Source organism: Burkholderia sp. 4NA327C6 (genome assembly GCF_005502655.1).
GTDB lineage: Bacteria > Pseudomonadota > Gammaproteobacteria > Burkholderiales > Burkholderiaceae > Burkholderia > Burkholderia contaminans.
This window is the reverse complement of sequence record NZ_SCNZ01000006.1, coordinates 125,095-140,617: the sequence shown is the minus strand read 5'-3', so window position 1 is coordinate 140,617 and position 15,523 is coordinate 125,095. Positions and strand designations below refer to the sequence as shown.

At 61.0% G+C, this 15,523-nt stretch carries 23 protein-coding genes and 1 tRNA gene; 4 read left to right on the top strand and 20 right to left on the bottom strand.

From position 1 onward, the window contains the following. Positions 1 to 18 precede the first annotated feature (18 nt). The 16 genes from FFS49_RS08595 to FFS49_RS08520 all read right to left on the bottom strand — a co-directional run bounded on the left by FFS49_RS08595 (position 19) and on the right by FFS49_RS08520 (position 10,216). On the bottom strand, positions 19 to 729 hold the full coding sequence (locus FFS49_RS08595) for a hypothetical protein (protein WP_137910080.1): 711 nt from the start codon (positions 727 to 729) through the stop codon (positions 19 to 21). After that, positions 674 to 1,555 carry a S49 family peptidase gene (locus FFS49_RS08590; RefSeq protein ID WP_137910079.1) on the bottom strand — a complete coding sequence of 294 codons (882 nt, stop codon included), beginning with the start codon at positions 1,553 to 1,555 and terminating at the stop codon, positions 674 to 676. Before FFS49_RS08590 ends, FFS49_RS08595 begins: the two co-directional genes overlap by 56 nt. Then, entirely contained in the window at positions 1,556 to 3,220 is a 1,665-nt protein-coding gene (locus FFS49_RS08585; RefSeq protein WP_212746058.1) for a phage portal protein, read from the bottom strand. It abuts the gene before it with no gap. Further along, positions 3,184 to 3,432 (bottom strand): gpW family head-tail joining protein, encoded by a 249-nt coding sequence (gene gpW / locus FFS49_RS08580; RefSeq protein ID WP_081072891.1) that lies wholly within the window; start codon positions 3,430 to 3,432, stop codon positions 3,184 to 3,186. The genes FFS49_RS08585 and gpW overlap by 37 nt, the downstream gene beginning before the upstream one ends. An 18-nt stretch (positions 3,433 to 3,450) precedes the next feature. Beyond that, positions 3,451 to 5,571, bottom strand: a complete 2,121-nt coding sequence (locus tag FFS49_RS08575) for a terminase gpA endonuclease subunit (RefSeq protein ID WP_137910078.1) — start codon at positions 5,569 to 5,571, stop codon at positions 3,451 to 3,453. Next, entirely contained in the window at positions 5,513 to 6,154 is a 642-nt protein-coding gene (locus FFS49_RS08570; protein WP_224755845.1) for a hypothetical protein, read from the bottom strand. The genes FFS49_RS08575 and FFS49_RS08570 overlap by 59 nt, the downstream gene beginning before the upstream one ends. Before the next feature lie 149 nt (positions 6,155 to 6,303). Then, positions 6,304 to 6,612 (bottom strand): hypothetical protein, encoded by a 309-nt coding sequence (locus tag FFS49_RS08565; RefSeq protein ID WP_137910076.1) that lies wholly within the window; start codon positions 6,610 to 6,612, stop codon positions 6,304 to 6,306. 8 nt (positions 6,613 to 6,620) lie between these two features. Beyond that, on the bottom strand, positions 6,621 to 6,809 hold the full coding sequence (locus tag FFS49_RS08560) for a hypothetical protein (protein WP_137910075.1): 189 nt from the start codon (positions 6,807 to 6,809) through the stop codon (positions 6,621 to 6,623). 205 nt (positions 6,810 to 7,014) lie between these two features. Continuing rightward, positions 7,015 to 7,230, bottom strand: coding sequence for a hypothetical protein (locus FFS49_RS08555; RefSeq protein ID WP_137910074.1), 216 nt, complete (start codon positions 7,228 to 7,230; stop codon positions 7,015 to 7,017). Then, entirely contained in the window at positions 7,227 to 7,649 is a 423-nt protein-coding gene (locus FFS49_RS08550; protein WP_137910073.1) for a hypothetical protein, read from the bottom strand. Before FFS49_RS08550 ends, FFS49_RS08555 begins: the two co-directional genes overlap by 4 nt. An 11-nt stretch (positions 7,650 to 7,660) precedes the next feature. Further along, positions 7,661 to 7,852, bottom strand: a complete 192-nt coding sequence (locus tag FFS49_RS08545; protein ID WP_060147843.1) for a hypothetical protein — start codon at positions 7,850 to 7,852, stop codon at positions 7,661 to 7,663. 43 nt (positions 7,853 to 7,895) lie between these two features. Then, complete coding sequence (locus FFS49_RS08540; RefSeq protein ID WP_137910072.1) at positions 7,896 to 8,129, bottom strand: hypothetical protein; 234 nt, start codon at positions 8,127 to 8,129, stop codon at positions 7,896 to 7,898. A gap of 594 nt (positions 8,130 to 8,723) precedes the next feature. Further along, entirely contained in the window at positions 8,724 to 9,146 is a 423-nt protein-coding gene (locus FFS49_RS08535) for an ATP-binding protein (RefSeq protein WP_137910071.1), read from the bottom strand. A gap of 108 nt (positions 9,147 to 9,254) precedes the next feature. Beyond that, positions 9,255 to 9,458, bottom strand: coding sequence for a hypothetical protein (locus FFS49_RS08530; protein WP_137910070.1), 204 nt, complete (start codon positions 9,456 to 9,458; stop codon positions 9,255 to 9,257). 9 nt (positions 9,459 to 9,467) lie between these two features. Next, complete coding sequence (locus tag FFS49_RS08525) at positions 9,468 to 10,055, bottom strand: hypothetical protein (protein ID WP_249362209.1); 588 nt, start codon at positions 10,053 to 10,055, stop codon at positions 9,468 to 9,470. 84 nt (positions 10,056 to 10,139) lie between these two features. Further along, a tRNA-Gly gene (locus tag FFS49_RS08520) sits at positions 10,140 to 10,216 on the bottom strand. Positions 10,217 to 10,260: 44 nt separating this feature from the next. Here FFS49_RS08520 and FFS49_RS08515 point away from each other — a divergent pair. From FFS49_RS08515 to FFS49_RS08500, 4 genes are all read left to right on the top strand, one after another. Further along, a complete protein-coding gene (locus FFS49_RS08515) occupies positions 10,261 to 10,509 on the top strand; it encodes a hypothetical protein (protein ID WP_137910068.1) in 249 nt (82 codons plus the stop codon). A gap of 1,248 nt (positions 10,510 to 11,757) precedes the next feature. Next, on the top strand, positions 11,758 to 11,976 hold the full coding sequence (locus tag FFS49_RS08510; RefSeq protein WP_137910067.1) for a hypothetical protein: 219 nt from the start codon (positions 11,758 to 11,760) through the stop codon (positions 11,974 to 11,976). 19 nt (positions 11,977 to 11,995) lie between these two features. Further along, positions 11,996 to 12,688, top strand: a complete 693-nt coding sequence (locus tag FFS49_RS08505; protein WP_137910066.1) for a hypothetical protein — start codon at positions 11,996 to 11,998, stop codon at positions 12,686 to 12,688. Between the two features lie 16 nt (positions 12,689 to 12,704). Next, positions 12,705 to 12,959, top strand: coding sequence for a hypothetical protein (locus FFS49_RS08500; protein ID WP_137910065.1), 255 nt, complete (start codon positions 12,705 to 12,707; stop codon positions 12,957 to 12,959). 207 nt (positions 12,960 to 13,166) lie between these two features. On the opposite strand, the gene FFS49_RS08495 is transcribed toward FFS49_RS08500, so the two are convergent. From FFS49_RS08495 to FFS49_RS08480, 4 genes are all read right to left on the bottom strand, one after another. Further along, positions 13,167 to 13,397 (bottom strand): hypothetical protein, encoded by a 231-nt coding sequence (locus FFS49_RS08495; RefSeq protein WP_137910064.1) that lies wholly within the window; start codon positions 13,395 to 13,397, stop codon positions 13,167 to 13,169. Continuing rightward, complete coding sequence (locus FFS49_RS08490) at positions 13,394 to 13,882, bottom strand: HD domain-containing protein (protein WP_249362356.1); 489 nt, start codon at positions 13,880 to 13,882, stop codon at positions 13,394 to 13,396. The genes FFS49_RS08495 and FFS49_RS08490 overlap by 4 nt, the downstream gene beginning before the upstream one ends. Before the next feature lie 29 nt (positions 13,883 to 13,911). Further along, positions 13,912 to 14,277 (bottom strand): RyR domain-containing protein, encoded by a 366-nt coding sequence (locus tag FFS49_RS08485; protein ID WP_137910062.1) that lies wholly within the window; start codon positions 14,275 to 14,277, stop codon positions 13,912 to 13,914. Positions 14,278 to 14,981: 704 nt separating this feature from the next. Beyond that, entirely contained in the window at positions 14,982 to 15,404 is a 423-nt protein-coding gene (locus FFS49_RS08480; RefSeq protein WP_137910061.1) for a hypothetical protein, read from the bottom strand. Between the last annotated feature and the right edge of the window lie 119 nt (positions 15,405 to 15,523).

Here is a 15,523-nt window from a genome sequence, read left to right as displayed (position 1 = left end):
CCTGAGAAATGTTCGGGCTTACTGCTCGCCGCGGCGAATCTTGCCCGCCGCGATAATCTGATCGGCGAGGCTCATTTGCGTGGCCGCGCCGGACGATGCGCCCGGATTACGACGCGGCTCCGCCGCCATGCGATCGCGCAAGCTCGACGCCTTCGGCGTGCGCTCGACCACCGATGCAGCGGCATTCAGCGCGGCGATTGCAGCCGCGGACGACATGCCCGTGTCGAAGGCGAACACGCCAGCCTGTTGGACGTTTCCGCACTTGATGCCGTGCGAAATGATGCGGGCGCAGCGGCGGCGCTCGGCGCGTGCCGCTTTCTTCGCTTTGTCGTCTTTCTTGTCGTCGCCGTCGTCTTCGGCAGTGTCTTCCGCCGCGTCGTCGTCTTCTTCGTCGTCCGCGCGCGCGCCTTTCGCGCCGTCGTCTTCGTCGTCTTCGGCGCGCTTGCCGTTCGTGCCGGCATCGTCTTCGCTTTGGTCGTCGTCGCCTTCGGCCCGTCCGCCCTTGGCGTCCTTGTCCTTGTTCTCGTCGTCTTCTTCTGCGCGTCGGCCCTGCTTGTCCTTGTTCTCGTCTTCGTCTTCGGCGCGCTTCGACTTCGGGCGGAGACCGAGCATTTGGGCGAACGTCGCCGCAATGGGCTTACTCATGTGTGATTGATCCTGTTGAGAGGGAGGGTTAGCCAAGCTTTTCCAGCAAGGCGCGGAACGCGGCGTCGGGAGCCATGACAGCATCAGCCAAGCCGAGCTTTACGCCTCTGTCGCCGAGGAACGTCGCCGCCTGCGTGTCGCGCACCTTCGAGGCAGCAACACCGCGATTGCGAGCAACGGTTTCGACGAATAGCTCGCCCATCGCGTCGATGTCCGACTGAAAGTTCGCAAGGGCTTCGTCGGAAAGCGGAATCTCGGGATGCCCGTCGGCCTTGCGGTCGCCGTACTTGATGAACGTCACTTTGACGCCCGAGTCAGTGAGCGCCTTCGACCAATCGACGTGCATCGAAATCACGCCGACAGAGCCGACGCCACCGGTCCGGGGTACGGTGATGTAGTCCGCCGCGCTCGCGAGGGCATATGCGGCGGAATATGCGCTTTCGTTGAGGATCGCCCAAATGGGCTTTTCTCCGCGCGCGCTGTAGATCGTGTCGGCGAGGTCGAAGCATCCCGCGACTTCTCCGCCCGGAGAGTCGATGTCGAGAACGATCGCCTCGACATCATCGTCATACAGAGCGGTGAGAAAGTTTTGACGGATGCCGTCATACCCCGTCATGCCCGAGAATGGCCGGAGCGTCCCGAGCTTTTGCACGAGTGTTCCGTCGATCTGAATCAATGCAACGCTTCCGACGGTCTCATACCCGACGACTTGGTCGCGCCCGCGGCGTACGAGCGTATGGTCGTCATCCGAAAACGCCATCGGTTCGAGGGCGACTTCAGCGCCGTCCAAGCGCATCATGCGCGACACGCCCAAACGCTCGGCGAGCGACGCCATGATGACCTCCGCCTTCTCGGGGCGGATTGCGATCGGCGTATTGAAAAGCCGTTGCGATAGGTGACCAAATCGCATTTACTGTGCCTCTTGTGGTTTGTCGGCTTCGTTTGCCGGGTCCGCGTACCACGTCGGCATCTGAAGGCCGCGCCGCGCGTAGTACTCTTTCTCGACGGCCCGACGGTCCGCCATTTCGCGCCAGTCCGTACCCTGTTCGGCGCACTCGTCTTCAAGCGAAGACATGCCTGCGTTGAGTCCGAGAATTGCGCCTTGCTTTTCCTTGACCGGATCGACGTAACCCTTGCCGGGACCCATCCAACGCGCGCGCGAGAACGCGGACCGCGCCTCAATGAAGCTCGGGACATAGCCCGATGGCATCGGGTAATCGTCCATTTCGAGCGATTCTTCGAGGAACGCGCAGTAGATCGGCTGAGCGAAACCCGCCGCGAAGTCAAAGCGGCGACGATGGAAGGTCTTCCACGCTTCGAGCATCGCCGCCCGAAACGCGCTGTAGTTAATTTCCGCCCAGTTCTGGCTAATCTGCTGAGCCGCGAGGCCGGTTCCCGCCGAGATATGTCGCAACATGGCGCTTTGGAAGCCGTCATAGTTGCTGCTCGGACGGTTCGCCTGTACGGAGCCGAGCTTTTCGCCGGGATACAGCATCGTCATCCCGACATCGCCGAGGGCGGTCTTACGCTCGCGGTGATAGTCGGCCCGCCCCGTCTGATAGGCATTGAGCTTGTCGGACTCGCCGAGTGCGCCTTCGACAAGCTCCTGATCGAACGGGCTTTCGATGTACGCGGCGAAAAACGCGTTGATGATCGCGGCGTCGAGTTCGGTCCCGTCGTACTTGATGAGCATCTTTAGCCGGTTGAGAACCGGCGTCAGGAAGCCGACTCCGCGATGCTGCGCTGCTCGGTCACGGTCGAAACAGTGAATCACGACGGGCCGTCCCCAATCGGTCTCGCGTGGGAAGCGCTCCCAAGTGACACTTTTCGCGGCGCTGAAGTAGTCCCCTTGGTGCGCCTTGCGAATCCAGTACGCTTGCGCGACGCCGTAGTCGTCGACCTCAACGCCACCGCGCATCGCGTTCTGATCGAACTGCATTTGCGGGTTTGACAGCCGGTCCGGGTCGACAATCTGCACGGCGGTTGCATACCGTGCGCGCCCGAGCGCGATACGCTCCGGCAACCAATGCAGCATTGCCAACGCCTCACCGTCGGCGAGCAAATGCCGAAAGGCAAGCCGGAACATTTGCGGCACGGTCAAGAAGCGCTCCGAGTCGCAAAATCGTCCGATGTCGTCAGCCCACGAACGCCAGTTAGCCTCGACCGCTTGCCCCCATTCCTCGGCCCAAACGTGATCGAATCTAGGGTTGCCCGAAATCGCGGCCAGCGCCGCGTAGTCTGGCTTTGCCGTCGGTCGAAAGTTTGGCCCGATGACGTTGTCGATAGTCCGCGTGACTGCTGCGGTCGCCCATCCGTCGTTTCGAATGAGGTCGCGCCCGCGAGACACCATGCGGTCGCGAAACATATTGATTTCGCCGTCGGGGGACCAGAGGTACGGGTTCCAGTCCTGCATGTGTCCGCCGACGATGTCGGCGGCATCGTACGGCACGTTCTGACCGCCCGCGAGCATCTTCGCCCGAGTCGGGCGACTCGGCATCGGCAATCCGTTCGCGCCGAGAATCTGCACGTTGTTTGAGATCATCGCATCGAGAAACGGATCGGACGACGCCCGCATGCCGCAATGCCTAGCTTGCGCTGTATGAGCGCAATGTCGGCTTGCAAGCGAACGAGGTCAGTCTGTCGGTAGGTGACTGACTTTGCGCCGTCACCCTGCGAATAACTCACGCTGGCGACTTGCTGCCCGGTCGACAGCGCAAAGTAGGCGTTTTGAAGCGCTGTCAGGCGCGTTTGTAGATCGGTTGTGCTTAATCCGTCATAGACACCCATCCAGTGATTTCCTTGTGGTTACGCGAGCATGCTCGCGATCGACTTGCGGGGCTTCTGCTCGCCGACGACCGTCACCGACGGGCCGCGTTGCGGGAGCGTGAATTCGGGCTTTTCCTCCTCTGCGGGAGCGCGTCCCGATAGCACTTCGGAGACATCCTCGACGTGCCGGTTAAGGCGCAAGCCGAAATGAAGCAAGCTGCACAGCGCCGCGTATGCGTACACCCGGCAGTCGAGCGCTTCGTTGCGCTTGCCCGCGGGCAACTCCCATACGCGGTACTTCTGACCCGCGACCTCTTTCACGACGACCCGCTCGGCGGTGAGCTGCGCGTAATAGTTGATGTCGCGGTCGTGCGGGAAGTGCATGTAGCCCGGTCCGGGCGCTTCCTTGTGAAGCCGGTTCCGAATGGAGTCCTTGGCCGAGTTGACGCCGATGATGAACGGCGTATAGCGCGAGCGGTGCCGCGCCGTCGGCTTCTTTGTCGGCCAAATCGGCCCGCGCTTGCCGTTCCGAGCCGACTCACCCTTGATGCCGTAGACTCGCCGTCCGAGACGCGCTTTCGCGAACTGATAGACAGCCTCGGAATGGTGACCGCCAGAGTCGATACAGGCGGCTTCGACATGGAACTCACGCCCGTCGTACCGATACCACTTACGCAGCAAGTACGCGTCGACGCGCTGCCAAACTTCAGAGGTTCCGGGGTCTCCCTCGAATACCTCGTAATCGATGCTCCAGCTTTCCTCGTCGCGCCCCCATCCGACGACCTCGACCTCGATACGATCGTCCTGCACGTCTAGGCCCGCGGTAAGGACGCCGACACCGAACGGCACGCGGGCGGGCCAGCGCTCACCCCGCGCGACGAGCGCTTCAAGGTCAAGCTCTTTCCCGGCGTGCGGGCGGTACGGCATCCCCATTTGGGTATTCCACCAAGCCTGCTTTTTGTCCTCGTCGTCCTTCGCCTTGATCCATTTCTCGGCGATGTCGGACGGCTTATCTTTTTGCCACGGGCTGAACAGCTTCGACGCCTGGAATCCGGCATGGGTGTTATCCACGCCCCACGTTCCGCAGAAGGGGCATTTAGCCCGGTAGACGGCGTGCCGGTCGCTTGTCCACCAATCCCAAACGGCGTCGACCGCGGCGTCCCCGTCACGATCGCGCCAAGCGCGTTCGTATGCGTCGAGCGGCACATGACGCGCCCCGCAGCACTCGAAGGGGCGCGTTTGATGCCATCGGGCCGTCTGAAGCGCACGTAGTCGGTCGCCTTCCGACCATTCCGCACCGCACGACTCGCAATAGATGCGGGCCGTCTTCGGATGGTGTATGCCGCGTTCCTTATCCTTCTTCCAGTCAACATGCTTGAAGAAGTCCGGGAACATGCGATGCCCGCAATGCGGGCATTCGACCGACGCGCGCCGCTGATCTGAATCCTTGTAGCTTGCCTCGATCCGGCTTTCGTCCTCGACCGTCGGCGAGCATGCGCGCACCGATAGCCAGTTCACGCCGAATGTCGCCGTCCGCTCCTCGGCGAGCGCGATCGGGTCGCCTTCACGCGTGATCGGGTATTTGTCGATTTCGTCGGCGAGGATGACCCGCACCGGACGGCGTGCCAAGTTATCGGGACTGCCTGCGCCCGCGAGAGCGAGGAAGCCACCCGGAAACGACTTGTACAAAAGCGTCTCGTCGGCGTTCCGGCTCTTACTCGTGCCGATCAACTCCCGGAGGATCGGCGTTACCCGAATCATCGGGGTAATCCGTTCCTTGCTGAACTGCTCGGCGGCGTCTTCCTTCGGCTGCAACAGCAACATCGGACAAGGGTCCAAGTGCGCGAAATAGCCGAAGACATTTTCGAGGAGCGCCGTCTTCAGAAGCTGAGTGCTCACCATCGCAGTAACGACGTGAACTCCCGGCTCTGTAATGGCGAGCATCGGCCCGCGAGCTACCTCGACGGTCGATGTTTGCCAGTTACCCGACGTGCTTCCGGCCTCCTTTGCGAGCTTGCGGTAACGGTCCGCCCATTCTGGAACGCTGATCCGCGGAGGCGGCGTCCATCCGTGCCGGACAGACCGCCTCAGAAAGTCGGCTTTAGCCTGAGTTGAAATCCCCCTCCGGCTCGCCGAGCGCTGAGATTTGCTTGTGAACATGCTCGGTCAATGCCTCGGTCACTTTGTCGGCCTCCAAGCCGAAGTCAGCGGCCAGCAATGGCCCGACGCGCGTCGGCCAGTTGAGCCACGCGTCACGCTGCGCCCGGAACTCCTCGAACAGGATCGAGCGAGCGAGGTCGATGTCGACCAAAGACCCGGACTTCTGCTCGTACTCAAGCCGGTTGAGGAGCGCTAGGTAGTTCTCTTTGACCCGACGCGCCTCGTCGAACGGCATGTCGGCGTTACCCGAGGCGACGAACTCGTCATAGGACGGAACGTCCGAATCGTCGTCTTCGCGGGCCGGAGGCGGCTCCGGCTCGCGCCGCTTTGGGCGCTCCGCGCTGTTACCTTTCGTGTTACCCGACTTGTTACCCTGCTTGTTACCTTTCCTGTTACCTTTTGCCGCTTGGGTAACAGGTTTCGCGCTGGCGTCGATACCGTCTCGACGGTACTTCGCGAGCAGTTCGTTTGACGCATCAACATCGACTTGATCGCCCGCAAACACAAGCCAGCCGCGGGCCTTCCATGTCGTGACCGTCTTGCGGCTCACGTCATGGAGCTTCGCAAACTCCGCTTGGTTCATCGTGCGCATTCGTTACCTTGTTACCTGTTACCCAAATTCCAAAAGTTGTAGCTAGTCGAAGATCGCGGCGCGCAATTGCCCTCGATGTGGGGACCCCCTAGGAAGGACCCGCCCGCCTTCGGAGGGCAGGGGCGAGGCCGTCGCTCGCGTCATTGATTACCATCCGTCGCGATCGACTCCGACTTCCGGGCCGTACAGTTCTTCCCGCACGACTCCGACCAAGAGCGCTCAGTCGTTACCGTCGAGCCGCAGCGCGTGAAGAAGTGCCAGTTCTCGCCGGACTTGAACGCGTACACCTTACAACCGTCAGCCTCACGGATGACATGCGGCGTTTCTTCTGCATGGCGTCGAGCAGCTTCGGCACGCTCACTTTCCCGATACCAGTCCGAATTCGCGCAGCTATATACGCCGAACACGCACGCGCCAGCAATCAACACCCACAATGCAGCAGTCTTCAACCCGTCCATCATTGATGCGCCCCCTTGTCGACGTACCCGAGCAGCACATCGACACTTGCGTCCGCGTGCTCGTCGAGCGGCATTTCCCGGCACTCAGCGTCGGACGCGAACGCCTGACGATCTGCGCGAACGTCTTTCTCCCATCGGACGAACGCTTCACGCAGTTGCGCACGCGTGTACGTCTTCTCTCCCGTCATTGCGTAACCTCGTTGATTGCCTGACAGATTGCAGCCTTCACGGCGGGAATGATTTCGGGCGTCAGCCGCACGCCCCGGAACTGCGTGAGCGCGCGACGAATACACCTGTCGGAACGCCTGATTTCCCGCCGCACCTTCCGCCGACCGTGAGACGTGAGACCGCGCGAGCGGGCGTAGCGCTCGTATGCACGCCTGTATTCCGGCCTCATGCTGCCACCTCAACGCCCGAGCCTGCGGCGATGTCTCGCGCGAGGTCTTGCGCGTTCGCACGCAGCACCGCGGCGATTTCCGCGTCCGTCAATCCCTCGTCCGCTCCGATTTCATCCTTCACGGCTTCGAGCGCATCGAGCGCCGACGGGTCGTCCGTTTGTGCCGCGAGGGCAACGCAGTACATGAATCGGATACGCTGTTCGTTTGTCATGCGCTCCTCTTGTCGTACTGCATGAACGCAGCAATCTTGACGATCGCATGCCGCACCGGGCAGACGCGCGACGTAGGATCGACGACCGCACGCCATGCAAGCCCCGGACGAATCGGCGCGCGCACCACCACCGAATGACCATCCAGCGAATACTCGACAGATAGCTTGCACGCCTTCACTAGATAGAACGCGTCGCCGTCGTCACGCTTCGGGTCAAACCATCGGAACGAGCCGTCAGGCATGATCCGATAGGCGCATCCGGCGTCGCTGTCGACGACGTAAAGACCTTCGCCCCGGAGCACTGAGCTTCCGGCCTCAACGACCGTCGCGCCTGCGGCCAAAGCGGCAAGCCGCACCGTCTCGCCGCACCGGCTGACCGGCACGCGGTAGATTTCACCGCTATAGACCGCTGTCGACATACCGCCTCCCGTCAGAGGAGCCACAAATAGAAGCCATGCAACGCCCCGAGCGGCGCGAACAGGATGCCGACGAACGAGACGACAACCTCGAAGCTCGGCGACCCGGCGAAGTGATGGAACGCATAGACCGCGTTCGTGACCCAAGCCGAGACCCACGTCAGCACCATCCCGACGACGAACAGATAAACCAGAGTCAGGCGCATTCGCCCTCCCGAAAAAAGGAACCGCCCGGAGGCGGCAAGGCAGTTACCACGAGGACGAATCCGACGAACTCGACGATCCGTAGTCGAAGCTGCTCGACGAGCAGTCGTACGAACTCGACGGCGACGGGTCATAGCTACTACTGAAGCGCGACGAATGGTCCGAGCACGAGTGCGACGAGTGCGTTTCGACCGTCGGCGTGCTGTCGTAGCTCGTCGTCGACGCCGAGTACAGCGGGCTAATCGGACTGAGCGGGTTCGTCAGCAGAGACAGCGTCATCGCATCGTGCGAATCGTCCGACCGGGCGATCGTCGGCGCGGCCACGCTCGCAGCGCGAGGCGGACGCGATACCGGCTCCCGGCTGACTGCACGCGGCGGAGCAGACGTTACCGACCTCGAAGGCACATAGCCGACCGGCGCACTCGGGTTCCGCTTCGGTGGAACATTCCCGGCGCGCTGCTGCACGATCGGCTCTTTCTTTTTGACGCCGAAAAGGCGCTTGATGAATCCGAGCATTGCTCCTCCTATGCTGTCGCCTCGTCGGTCACGAGAACGCCGAAGACGCGAGCGACGTATGCGCGGAGGGCCGCGAGACGCCAACTCGTCGATATGAAGCGATGCCCCTCGGGCGTAAGAGCCGCCCATGCAGGCCCGATCGGCGACTGAATGCGCATGAGCATTACCGCGGAGCCGGTGAGAACAGCGTCGCAGTCGCCCGGATCAACTGTCGGAGAGAACGTCGCGAACGCCGTCCCGTCTACCTCGACCAAGCATTCAGCCGCGCCGCAGCTCTCGATAGCGACAACCGGCGTCCGCAGCCCCGCAGCGCGCGCGACCCAATAGTCGAGTTGCACGCCGAGAAGCGACGCCACACTAAGCCGCTGCACGGTCACCCCCTTGGTGCAGATGCACCTTCCACGCGAGACCACTCACCGCGCGCCCGTCGTCGACCCGAGGCCGGACGGCATAAAAAGCAAAAATCGACGGGAACGGAACGACACGAGCCGCGTATCGATCGGCGAGCAGCAATAGAGGATCGCCTTCGGGCGACTGCATGCTCTCTACGTCGTCGAGGATGATCGCCTGATAGCGGTCGAGCCTTCCTTCGGTCACGAGCCGCGGCGACCATCCGTACGCGTTCGCTCGCGCGAAGCCGTAGCGCTCCGCAGTGCTCGACGCGCAGTAATCGTTCGGCGCGATATACGTCGCATGGACGCCGATGTCGGCATAGCCGCGCATCAGCGCAGCAGCCGCGGTCGTCTTTCCCGACTGCGGTGGAACGCGGATCGCTTGCACGAGCTTAGCCATAGGTCGGCACCCCATAGAGGATCGGAGTCAGCAGCGCGGCGAACCAACGCCGAATACGCGCTCGCAGCAGCGCGAGCGGGCGGACGAGACGCGCCATCATTGCCGCACCCCCGACAGAATGAGGCGAGCCGCCTTACGCGCACGCTTGGCGTCGGCGGCTTCGAACCGTGCGGCGTCTTCCGGCGTCGCGGGCGTCGAACGCGGGGCGGTCTTCGCGCCTTCCTGCGCTTTCGCGAGGATCGCGTTCGCTGCCACCGCCGCGGCAAGGGCGTTGACCGCCCGGAATCGATTTACGTACATGGATGCTCCCTATTTGCGCGCCGTCTGTAGCGCCTTTTGCATCGCAAGCTCAAACTCGCGCTTGAACGTTGCGTCGACGGTGCGCTTCGCGACGGCCCGGTAGTCGAGCCGTTGCTTCGCTTCGTGCGCATCCTCGAACTTGATGAGCAACTTCAGGCCCGCGCGCTTACCGCGCGTCGCCTTCGTTCGCTGCCAGAAGCCATTTACGACGCCGCCTTTCGTCTTCACCTTGCCGACAAAGACCTTCGGACTCGCCTTCAGGCGACCGAGCGTGCGCGCCGGGAGGTTCCCGTATTGGTTGACCTTCTGCTCGACGGGCTTCAACAGCGCCTTGCTATTGAGCTTGTTCAACCCGCCGACCTCGTACGGCTCCAGATATTCAGCCGTCTTGTCCTTCACGTAGACGACAGCTTCGAGCGTTCGCTTGTTCGCGAGCTTTACGCCGACAGCGTTCATCGTGAACGGCGTCGGCCCGTCAAACACCTTTTGCATGTTGAGGCGTTCGGCTTCGCGGACCTTCTTCGCGACGCCGTTGATTGCCTGCGCGGTCGCGAAGGGAATTTGCTCGCGGATGAAACGGTCGAGGCTCCGCGTCACGTCGCGGACGTTGGATCGAACGTCGATTCGGAACATAGAGCGACGAAAAACGCCCGCTCCGGCAAACCGGGCGGGCGCGATGGATGGAGCGGGCTACCGGACTCGAACCGGTGACACGTAGCTTGGAAGGCTACTGTTCTACCTTGCTGAACTAAGCCCGCGCGACTAAATTGGAATCGGCACGCCGATATTGGAGATCGCCTCGATGGAACTTCCGCAAGCTGACGGGGCCGACCCCGCAACCGTATTCACGGCGGCGCTTGCCGTCCTTTTCAAGACGCACCCTGATAGAGCGGCACTGCTGGATGCATGGGAACCGATCGCATCCTCTATGCCTCTGCTCATGCTGAAGAACGGAGCAGTCGACGTATCACACAATGCAAACGTCGTGATCGCACAAGCACTACTTCACCTTGCTCGCCCCGATCAACCGGGAAACGGCAAACACGACTAGACTCTCACGACTGGCGACCGACCGTTGCGCCGACCAAGCGCCGCTATATTCCCGTCGGTTAGGCGCTGTCGACCGAGGAGCCGCCCTCGGATGGTCGCGACAGCCATTTAGCACCGCCATGCGTGAGAGGCCCCGTACGGGGCTTAAGGGGATCGTGGAGGATTCCTCCTCCCGTTCTTCGCCCTCACGGCTGGCGACTGCGGTTCGGGTAGCGATCAGCCATTCCGAAACCGACGCAGTCGCCATGCGTGAAGGCGAAACGCCCGCGCGCTCAGTGGCCGCGGGCGTTTCATGGACTCATCTATGTTCGATCAGGACCGGCCACCTAACCGTACTCCGTTTGGATGGGCCTATCGGTCCGGTAGAAGCGGCGGATCGGCGCTGCGGTCGTCGCGCGCGGATCGCCCGTAACTGCCAGCGCTGGAGTCCACAGCAGCGGCAGCAATAGCAAAAGAAGCGGCATCGGTTCCCCTATACCGCTTCTCGCGGTCGAATTCTGTATAAAGACCGGGCTCTCGCGCTTTCCGACCACTGGCGTACTTGATCCGCCGAGCCCTGCCGTCTCACTTATCACTAGATCGAGTCCGAATCCGCGCCTCGCTTGTAGGCCATTGGCGGAGGCGAACTGTCGGCTCGATAGCCCGACACACAGACGGGCCGTCATGAAATCTCATTCACGCGCCGTGCGCATTTACGCGGTCAATCTCTCGGTCACTTCATATCGACACCTCCTGAAGCCGTGCGCATTTGATCTTTGCGCCCGCACTGGCGCTCACTTGATTGCACCGCCGAAGAACCCTCGGGCATGGATGCCGCGACGCTTGGCGAACACGAACGGTCCCCGAACGGCGTCGAAGCGCCAGCTACGCAGACCGGCAACCATGCCGGAAGGCTCGCAAACCTGACGCGCCACTTACACCCGACGCGCTTGCTCAGGACGCTGTAGGATTGCGCCCCTCGATTTCTCCGACACAAACGAAAAGGGCCGCTCCTAGCGGGGAGCGGCCCTCGTCGGCACCGGAGACACCGTTTCGGCCAGACTATCGTTACGGTAGCTGAATCATAGTGGAACCTAGTCACGTCGTCAATACTTCGGCTACCGATTCAGACACCGACGATTTAGATACAAGCGCCGTATCGCCCGGTGTTACGGACATTTCGCGCCAGCGAGGAGAAATCGCTTGCGTTACGACTACCGTATTGGTATCTTTTGATCCGCGCAGTAAAGCTACCAAATTGGGAGCCTTTATGAAAGCGGACACCCGGAAGCTAAGAACCAAGCTCGCGGGCATCGCGGGAGCGAAGCCGAGCTATGTCGAGCGCAGCGACGGCGGGTTCGTCGCCTTCTTCGAGAGCGAGCTTTCAGCACTGCGCGTCGCATACGCGTATCGCGAACAGAGCGTCGTGTGCGACTACAGGCCAACCCTCGGAGTTTGGTCAGTAACGGTCCGACCGCACTCCATCTGATGAGCACACCGGAGATACCATGAAGCAACTTGAACAAGCATTCAGCGCCGCATTCTCGAACATCATTTCCTCGGGCCTTATCGAGAAAGCACTCGAAGAAAACATCGCGAAGACGGTAGAGAGCACGATCCGCGAGCAGCTTCGCAGCTATTCGGACTTCGGCAAAGCGATAGAGGAACGCGTCAAGACGGCGCTACAAGTCAATTTCGACAACTTGGCGCTTCCCGGCTATAACGATCTAATTTTGAAGATAGTCCGCGCGCAGGTTGACGCGAACGTTCAATCGACGCTTGCCGCGCAGGTTGAAAAGCAAATGGCCGAACTGCTCACGCCCGCGCCAGCCGAACTCGCTCTGTCAGCGCTCGTCGCCGAATTCATCGAAGACAGCAAGCGCTACGACAATTCCGGCCCCGATCGCATCACGCTTATCGTCGAAGAAGACTCGTCCTACTCGTCGACCAAGTTCCATCACATCTACCTCGACAAGGAAGAAGGACAGGGAAAGTACGAGTGCCATCACCGGATCGACGTACACAACGGCAAGATGTACAACGTCCTCATCGGGAAACAAGACCCGGACAAGAAGCTCTTTGTTGGCTCGCTCTACGGCTTCGAACGTCGCATCTTCCAACTTTATGCAGCCGGAACGAAGCTGATCGTCGACGGCGACGAGGACAGTATCAACACCTACTATCCGGGCCGCGACTATTGATACTGGAGCCAGAGACATGCAAAACGTCATTTATAGCGGCATCATCGTTCCGGCGTCTGAATCGATCGACGGCGAGACCCCGACCGAAGTCGTCGTCACGCATGAAGCGAACGGACACGCAATTTGGCTTAGCGGCCACGACGAGGGAACCATCCTCGTCAGCTTCGAACGATTCAAGCGCCGCGACACGGTTCTCGAAGAAGCGGTAGCGATGGTGCTTCGTGAGCGCAAAGCGATCGCTGACGCCGCCGCACGTAAGGTCGACGGCTAACCCGCCGACAAGCGTCGAATCATGGGCGTCCGCGTGACGCCTTTTTTCATTCCACCGCGTCGGGAGTATATCTCCCGCATGGCGGGCAGTACCCCGACAGACCGATCGTACGCTCGCAGCGATGACAGCGCGCCGGACGTGCCGAATATGACGCCTCGCGCGCGATCGGCGGCTTTACTGGCGGCTGAGCCTCATCGACGACCGCGCTCATACCTTGAATTGCTCCGCCAGTTCGCCCGGAAGCTCGCGCACGTATTGCACAAGCCGCCAGCACGCAACGGCTTGCGCCGCACTCACGTCGACGCCGTCAGGCCATGCGCCAGCATGGTTGAGCGTCTTCAGTGCGTCGCCGAGGTCTGGCGTATGGACATGAAGCCTCGGGACGTGCCGATCGATGTCCTTTTGCAGCAGCGCCGCTGTTTGTCTTGCTGCGTTCATTGGCGCTCCGAGAAATATTGCGTGACGATGTCGTTCGCCTTGTGCCAGAGAACCGGGCTTCCTTCGTAGAGCACGCCGAGCAACAGCCGCTTTTCGGGCATGTACACCCGCGCGAAATCCGGGTCGTGAGCAACGATGTTGCGCGAGTTGTCGATGAGGTCGGCGAGCTTGATCGTCTTCGCGGTCGCCGACGCCTTCGCTGTGTGCGCCCTGTCGATCGCCTTTCGCGCCTCGCGATTGCCGTCCTCGGGCTTCGATACGTCGGTCAGTTCTTCGACAAAACGCGCGACCGCGTCGCCGAACTCCTCGCGAACGACAGCGAGAGAAACCTTCGTATCCTCGACGACATCATGCAAATACGCCGCGGCAATCGCGGCCTCATTGCTCGTCACGCTCGCAACGAGAGACGCGACACGCTCGGGATGCGCGATGTATGGCTCCCCGGTGTACTTGCGCGTTTGGCCGATCGCCGCATGCGCCGCCAACGCAAACAGCCTTGCGCTATGAGCCAGCATCATTGCGACGCCTCCTCGGGATCACCTTGCAGCATTGCCCCGCGCATGACGGCGAGGAACAGCGCATCGCGCGTCCGCATCGTCAGCGGCAGCGACGCGTAGTCGACCAAATGCGGATGCGTCTTCTTCGCCGGATCGTAGCGAAGGCCATGCGCCCACCCGTTCAATGCGAGTTCCTTCCGCCAAGCTTCGTGCAACTGCGCCGGCGTCTGGAATCCGCGCATCATCGCCGTAACGCTCATTTGCGCGGCGTCGCGCTCTGCCGGAGACGCCTTGTCCCAAGGCAGGTGCGAATCGTCGCCGATGGACTTGCAATATGCCCGGTTGACCTCGTGCGCGATCCGCGCAATCTGCGTCACATTCATGGAATACCTTCGATCGAATGACCGCAGGAAACGCCCGGAAGGTCGCCGTTTTGGCTACCTATTTAAGCGCCCCTTACATACCAAAACGGTAGTCGTTATGACTACCGTTAGGCCCCAAAAATATTTTCAATTGCTCAGATAGCCGCCTTTCCTCATATGAAAATGCCCCTTGAACTCTAAGGGGCATTTCACGTTCCGGGATTGAAATGGCCGACGCAAAGCAAAAGGCCCCGGTCGCTGTCGACTCGGGGCCTCGTTGAAACTTGCTTTCCGTTACAAACGCTGCGTCTCGGATCGCAGCTAATCTACCGTTACGGTATCGGAACTGTAGTGGAACCTAGTCACGCCGTCAAGCACATGACCGGAGGGTCGGTATTTCGTACCTCATTGAGTCGACCTTGCAACATCGCGATCAACTCTGCGCATGCGTTGTCGTCGAGACTCTTTACCAGACCGACCAATTCGTTGATTTGAGCCGGTTTCTCCGGCCTATTCGGAGGACTGCCAGTCGTAGGAAGGTGCCTGACGTTGCTTCTATCAGCGTGGCCGCGCTGCTCGGTTCTTTTTGTGTCGAAGCTACTCACTATCACTCCATGTCGAGGGTTACCGGTACGGCTAACCGGAGAAAGAATACCGACATGGTAGCATTATCTGAAACAAAATGTGACTCAGCGCACGTTGCTTTTTTGTAACCGCCGCTACGCTCAGTGTTTTGTCTTCTTGCCCGATGCGACTTTCTCGCGAACCATCGCGATCAGTTCCGCCGCGCTGTCTTCCGTCCCGCTTTGCAGTAACTCGATGAACAGCGCGACTAGCTGCTGCTGCATCGGCGTCAGACCTTGGGCCGCAGTCGGCTCGTCGTCGTGAAGAACGTCCATCCATCCACGCGGAAGACTGAGCGCATCTTCAATCTTCATTGCCGCCCGGTCTCCGATCGGCTTGACGCCCGTCTTGATATGGGAGAGGAACGCTTTCGACATACCAAGGTGTTCCGAAAAGCGCTTCAGCATGCCGCGCTCCGGCTCGTTCGGCCACTGCTCGCGGATCGACGCCTTGAACTTCTCGAACAGACGATCGAAGTTCTCGCGGCGGATTTCCTTGATTCGCGCTTCTTCTTTGTTATCCATCGTCATGGCTCTGCCTTTGAAAAGGAAAATTATCAAATCGGGACAGAGAATACCATGTCGGTATCCTAGGCGGCTACCCCATCGATAGCCTTTCTCCGCCAAAAGCTTCCCTTTGTCGG

Excerpts from the sequence above, each read along its gene's own strand:
- FFS49_RS08555 (WP_137910074.1), bottom strand. The coding sequence starts at position 7,230 with ATGACAAACGAACAGCGTATCCGATTCATGTACTGCGTTGCCCTCGCG.
- FFS49_RS08495 (WP_137910064.1), bottom strand. The coding sequence starts at position 13,397 with ATGAACGCAGCAAGACAAACAGCGGCGCTGCTGCAAAAGGACATCGAT.
- FFS49_RS08480 (WP_137910061.1), bottom strand. The coding sequence starts at position 15,404 with ATGGATAACAAAGAAGAAGCGCGAATCAAGGAAATCCGCCGCGAGAAC.
- FFS49_RS08500 (WP_137910065.1), top strand. The coding sequence starts at position 12,705 with ATGCAAAACGTCATTTATAGCGGCATCATCGTTCCGGCGTCTGAATCG.
- FFS49_RS08595 (WP_137910080.1), bottom strand. The coding sequence starts at position 729 with ATGCTGTCATGGCTCCCGACGCCGCGTTCCGCGCCTTGCTGGAAAAGC.
- FFS49_RS08550 (WP_137910073.1), bottom strand. The coding sequence starts at position 7,649 with ATGTCGACAGCGGTCTATAGCGGTGAAATCTACCGCGTGCCGGTCAGC.
- FFS49_RS08485 (WP_137910062.1), bottom strand. The coding sequence starts at position 14,277 with ATGAATGTGACGCAGATTGCGCGGATCGCGCACGAGGTCAACCGGGCA.
- FFS49_RS08530 (WP_137910070.1), bottom strand. The coding sequence starts at position 9,458 with ATGTACGTAAATCGATTCCGGGCGGTCAACGCCCTTGCCGCGGCGGTG.
- FFS49_RS08570 (WP_224755845.1), bottom strand. The coding sequence starts at position 6,154 with ATGAACCAAGCGGAGTTTGCGAAGCTCCATGACGTGAGCCGCAAGACG.
- FFS49_RS08560 (WP_137910075.1), bottom strand. The coding sequence starts at position 6,809 with ATGACGGGAGAGAAGACGTACACGCGTGCGCAACTGCGTGAAGCGTTC.
- gpW (WP_081072891.1), bottom strand. The coding sequence starts at position 3,432 with ATGGGTGTCTATGACGGATTAAGCACAACCGATCTACAAACGCGCCTG.
- FFS49_RS08540 (WP_137910072.1), bottom strand. The coding sequence starts at position 8,129 with ATGACGCTGTCTCTGCTGACGAACCCGCTCAGTCCGATTAGCCCGCTG.
- FFS49_RS08575 (WP_137910078.1), bottom strand. The coding sequence starts at position 5,571 with ATGTTCACAAGCAAATCTCAGCGCTCGGCGAGCCGGAGGGGGATTTCA.
- FFS49_RS08505 (WP_137910066.1), top strand. The coding sequence starts at position 11,996 with ATGAAGCAACTTGAACAAGCATTCAGCGCCGCATTCTCGAACATCATT.
- FFS49_RS08590 (WP_137910079.1), bottom strand. The coding sequence starts at position 1,555 with ATGCGATTTGGTCACCTATCGCAACGGCTTTTCAATACGCCGATCGCA.
- FFS49_RS08515 (WP_137910068.1), top strand. The coding sequence starts at position 10,261 with ATGGAACTTCCGCAAGCTGACGGGGCCGACCCCGCAACCGTATTCACG.
- FFS49_RS08585 (WP_212746058.1), bottom strand. The coding sequence starts at position 3,220 with ATGCGGGCGTCGTCCGATCCGTTTCTCGATGCGATGATCTCAAACAAC.
- FFS49_RS08510 (WP_137910067.1), top strand. The coding sequence starts at position 11,758 with ATGAAAGCGGACACCCGGAAGCTAAGAACCAAGCTCGCGGGCATCGCG.
- FFS49_RS08545 (WP_060147843.1), bottom strand. The coding sequence starts at position 7,852 with ATGCGCCTGACTCTGGTTTATCTGTTCGTCGTCGGGATGGTGCTGACG.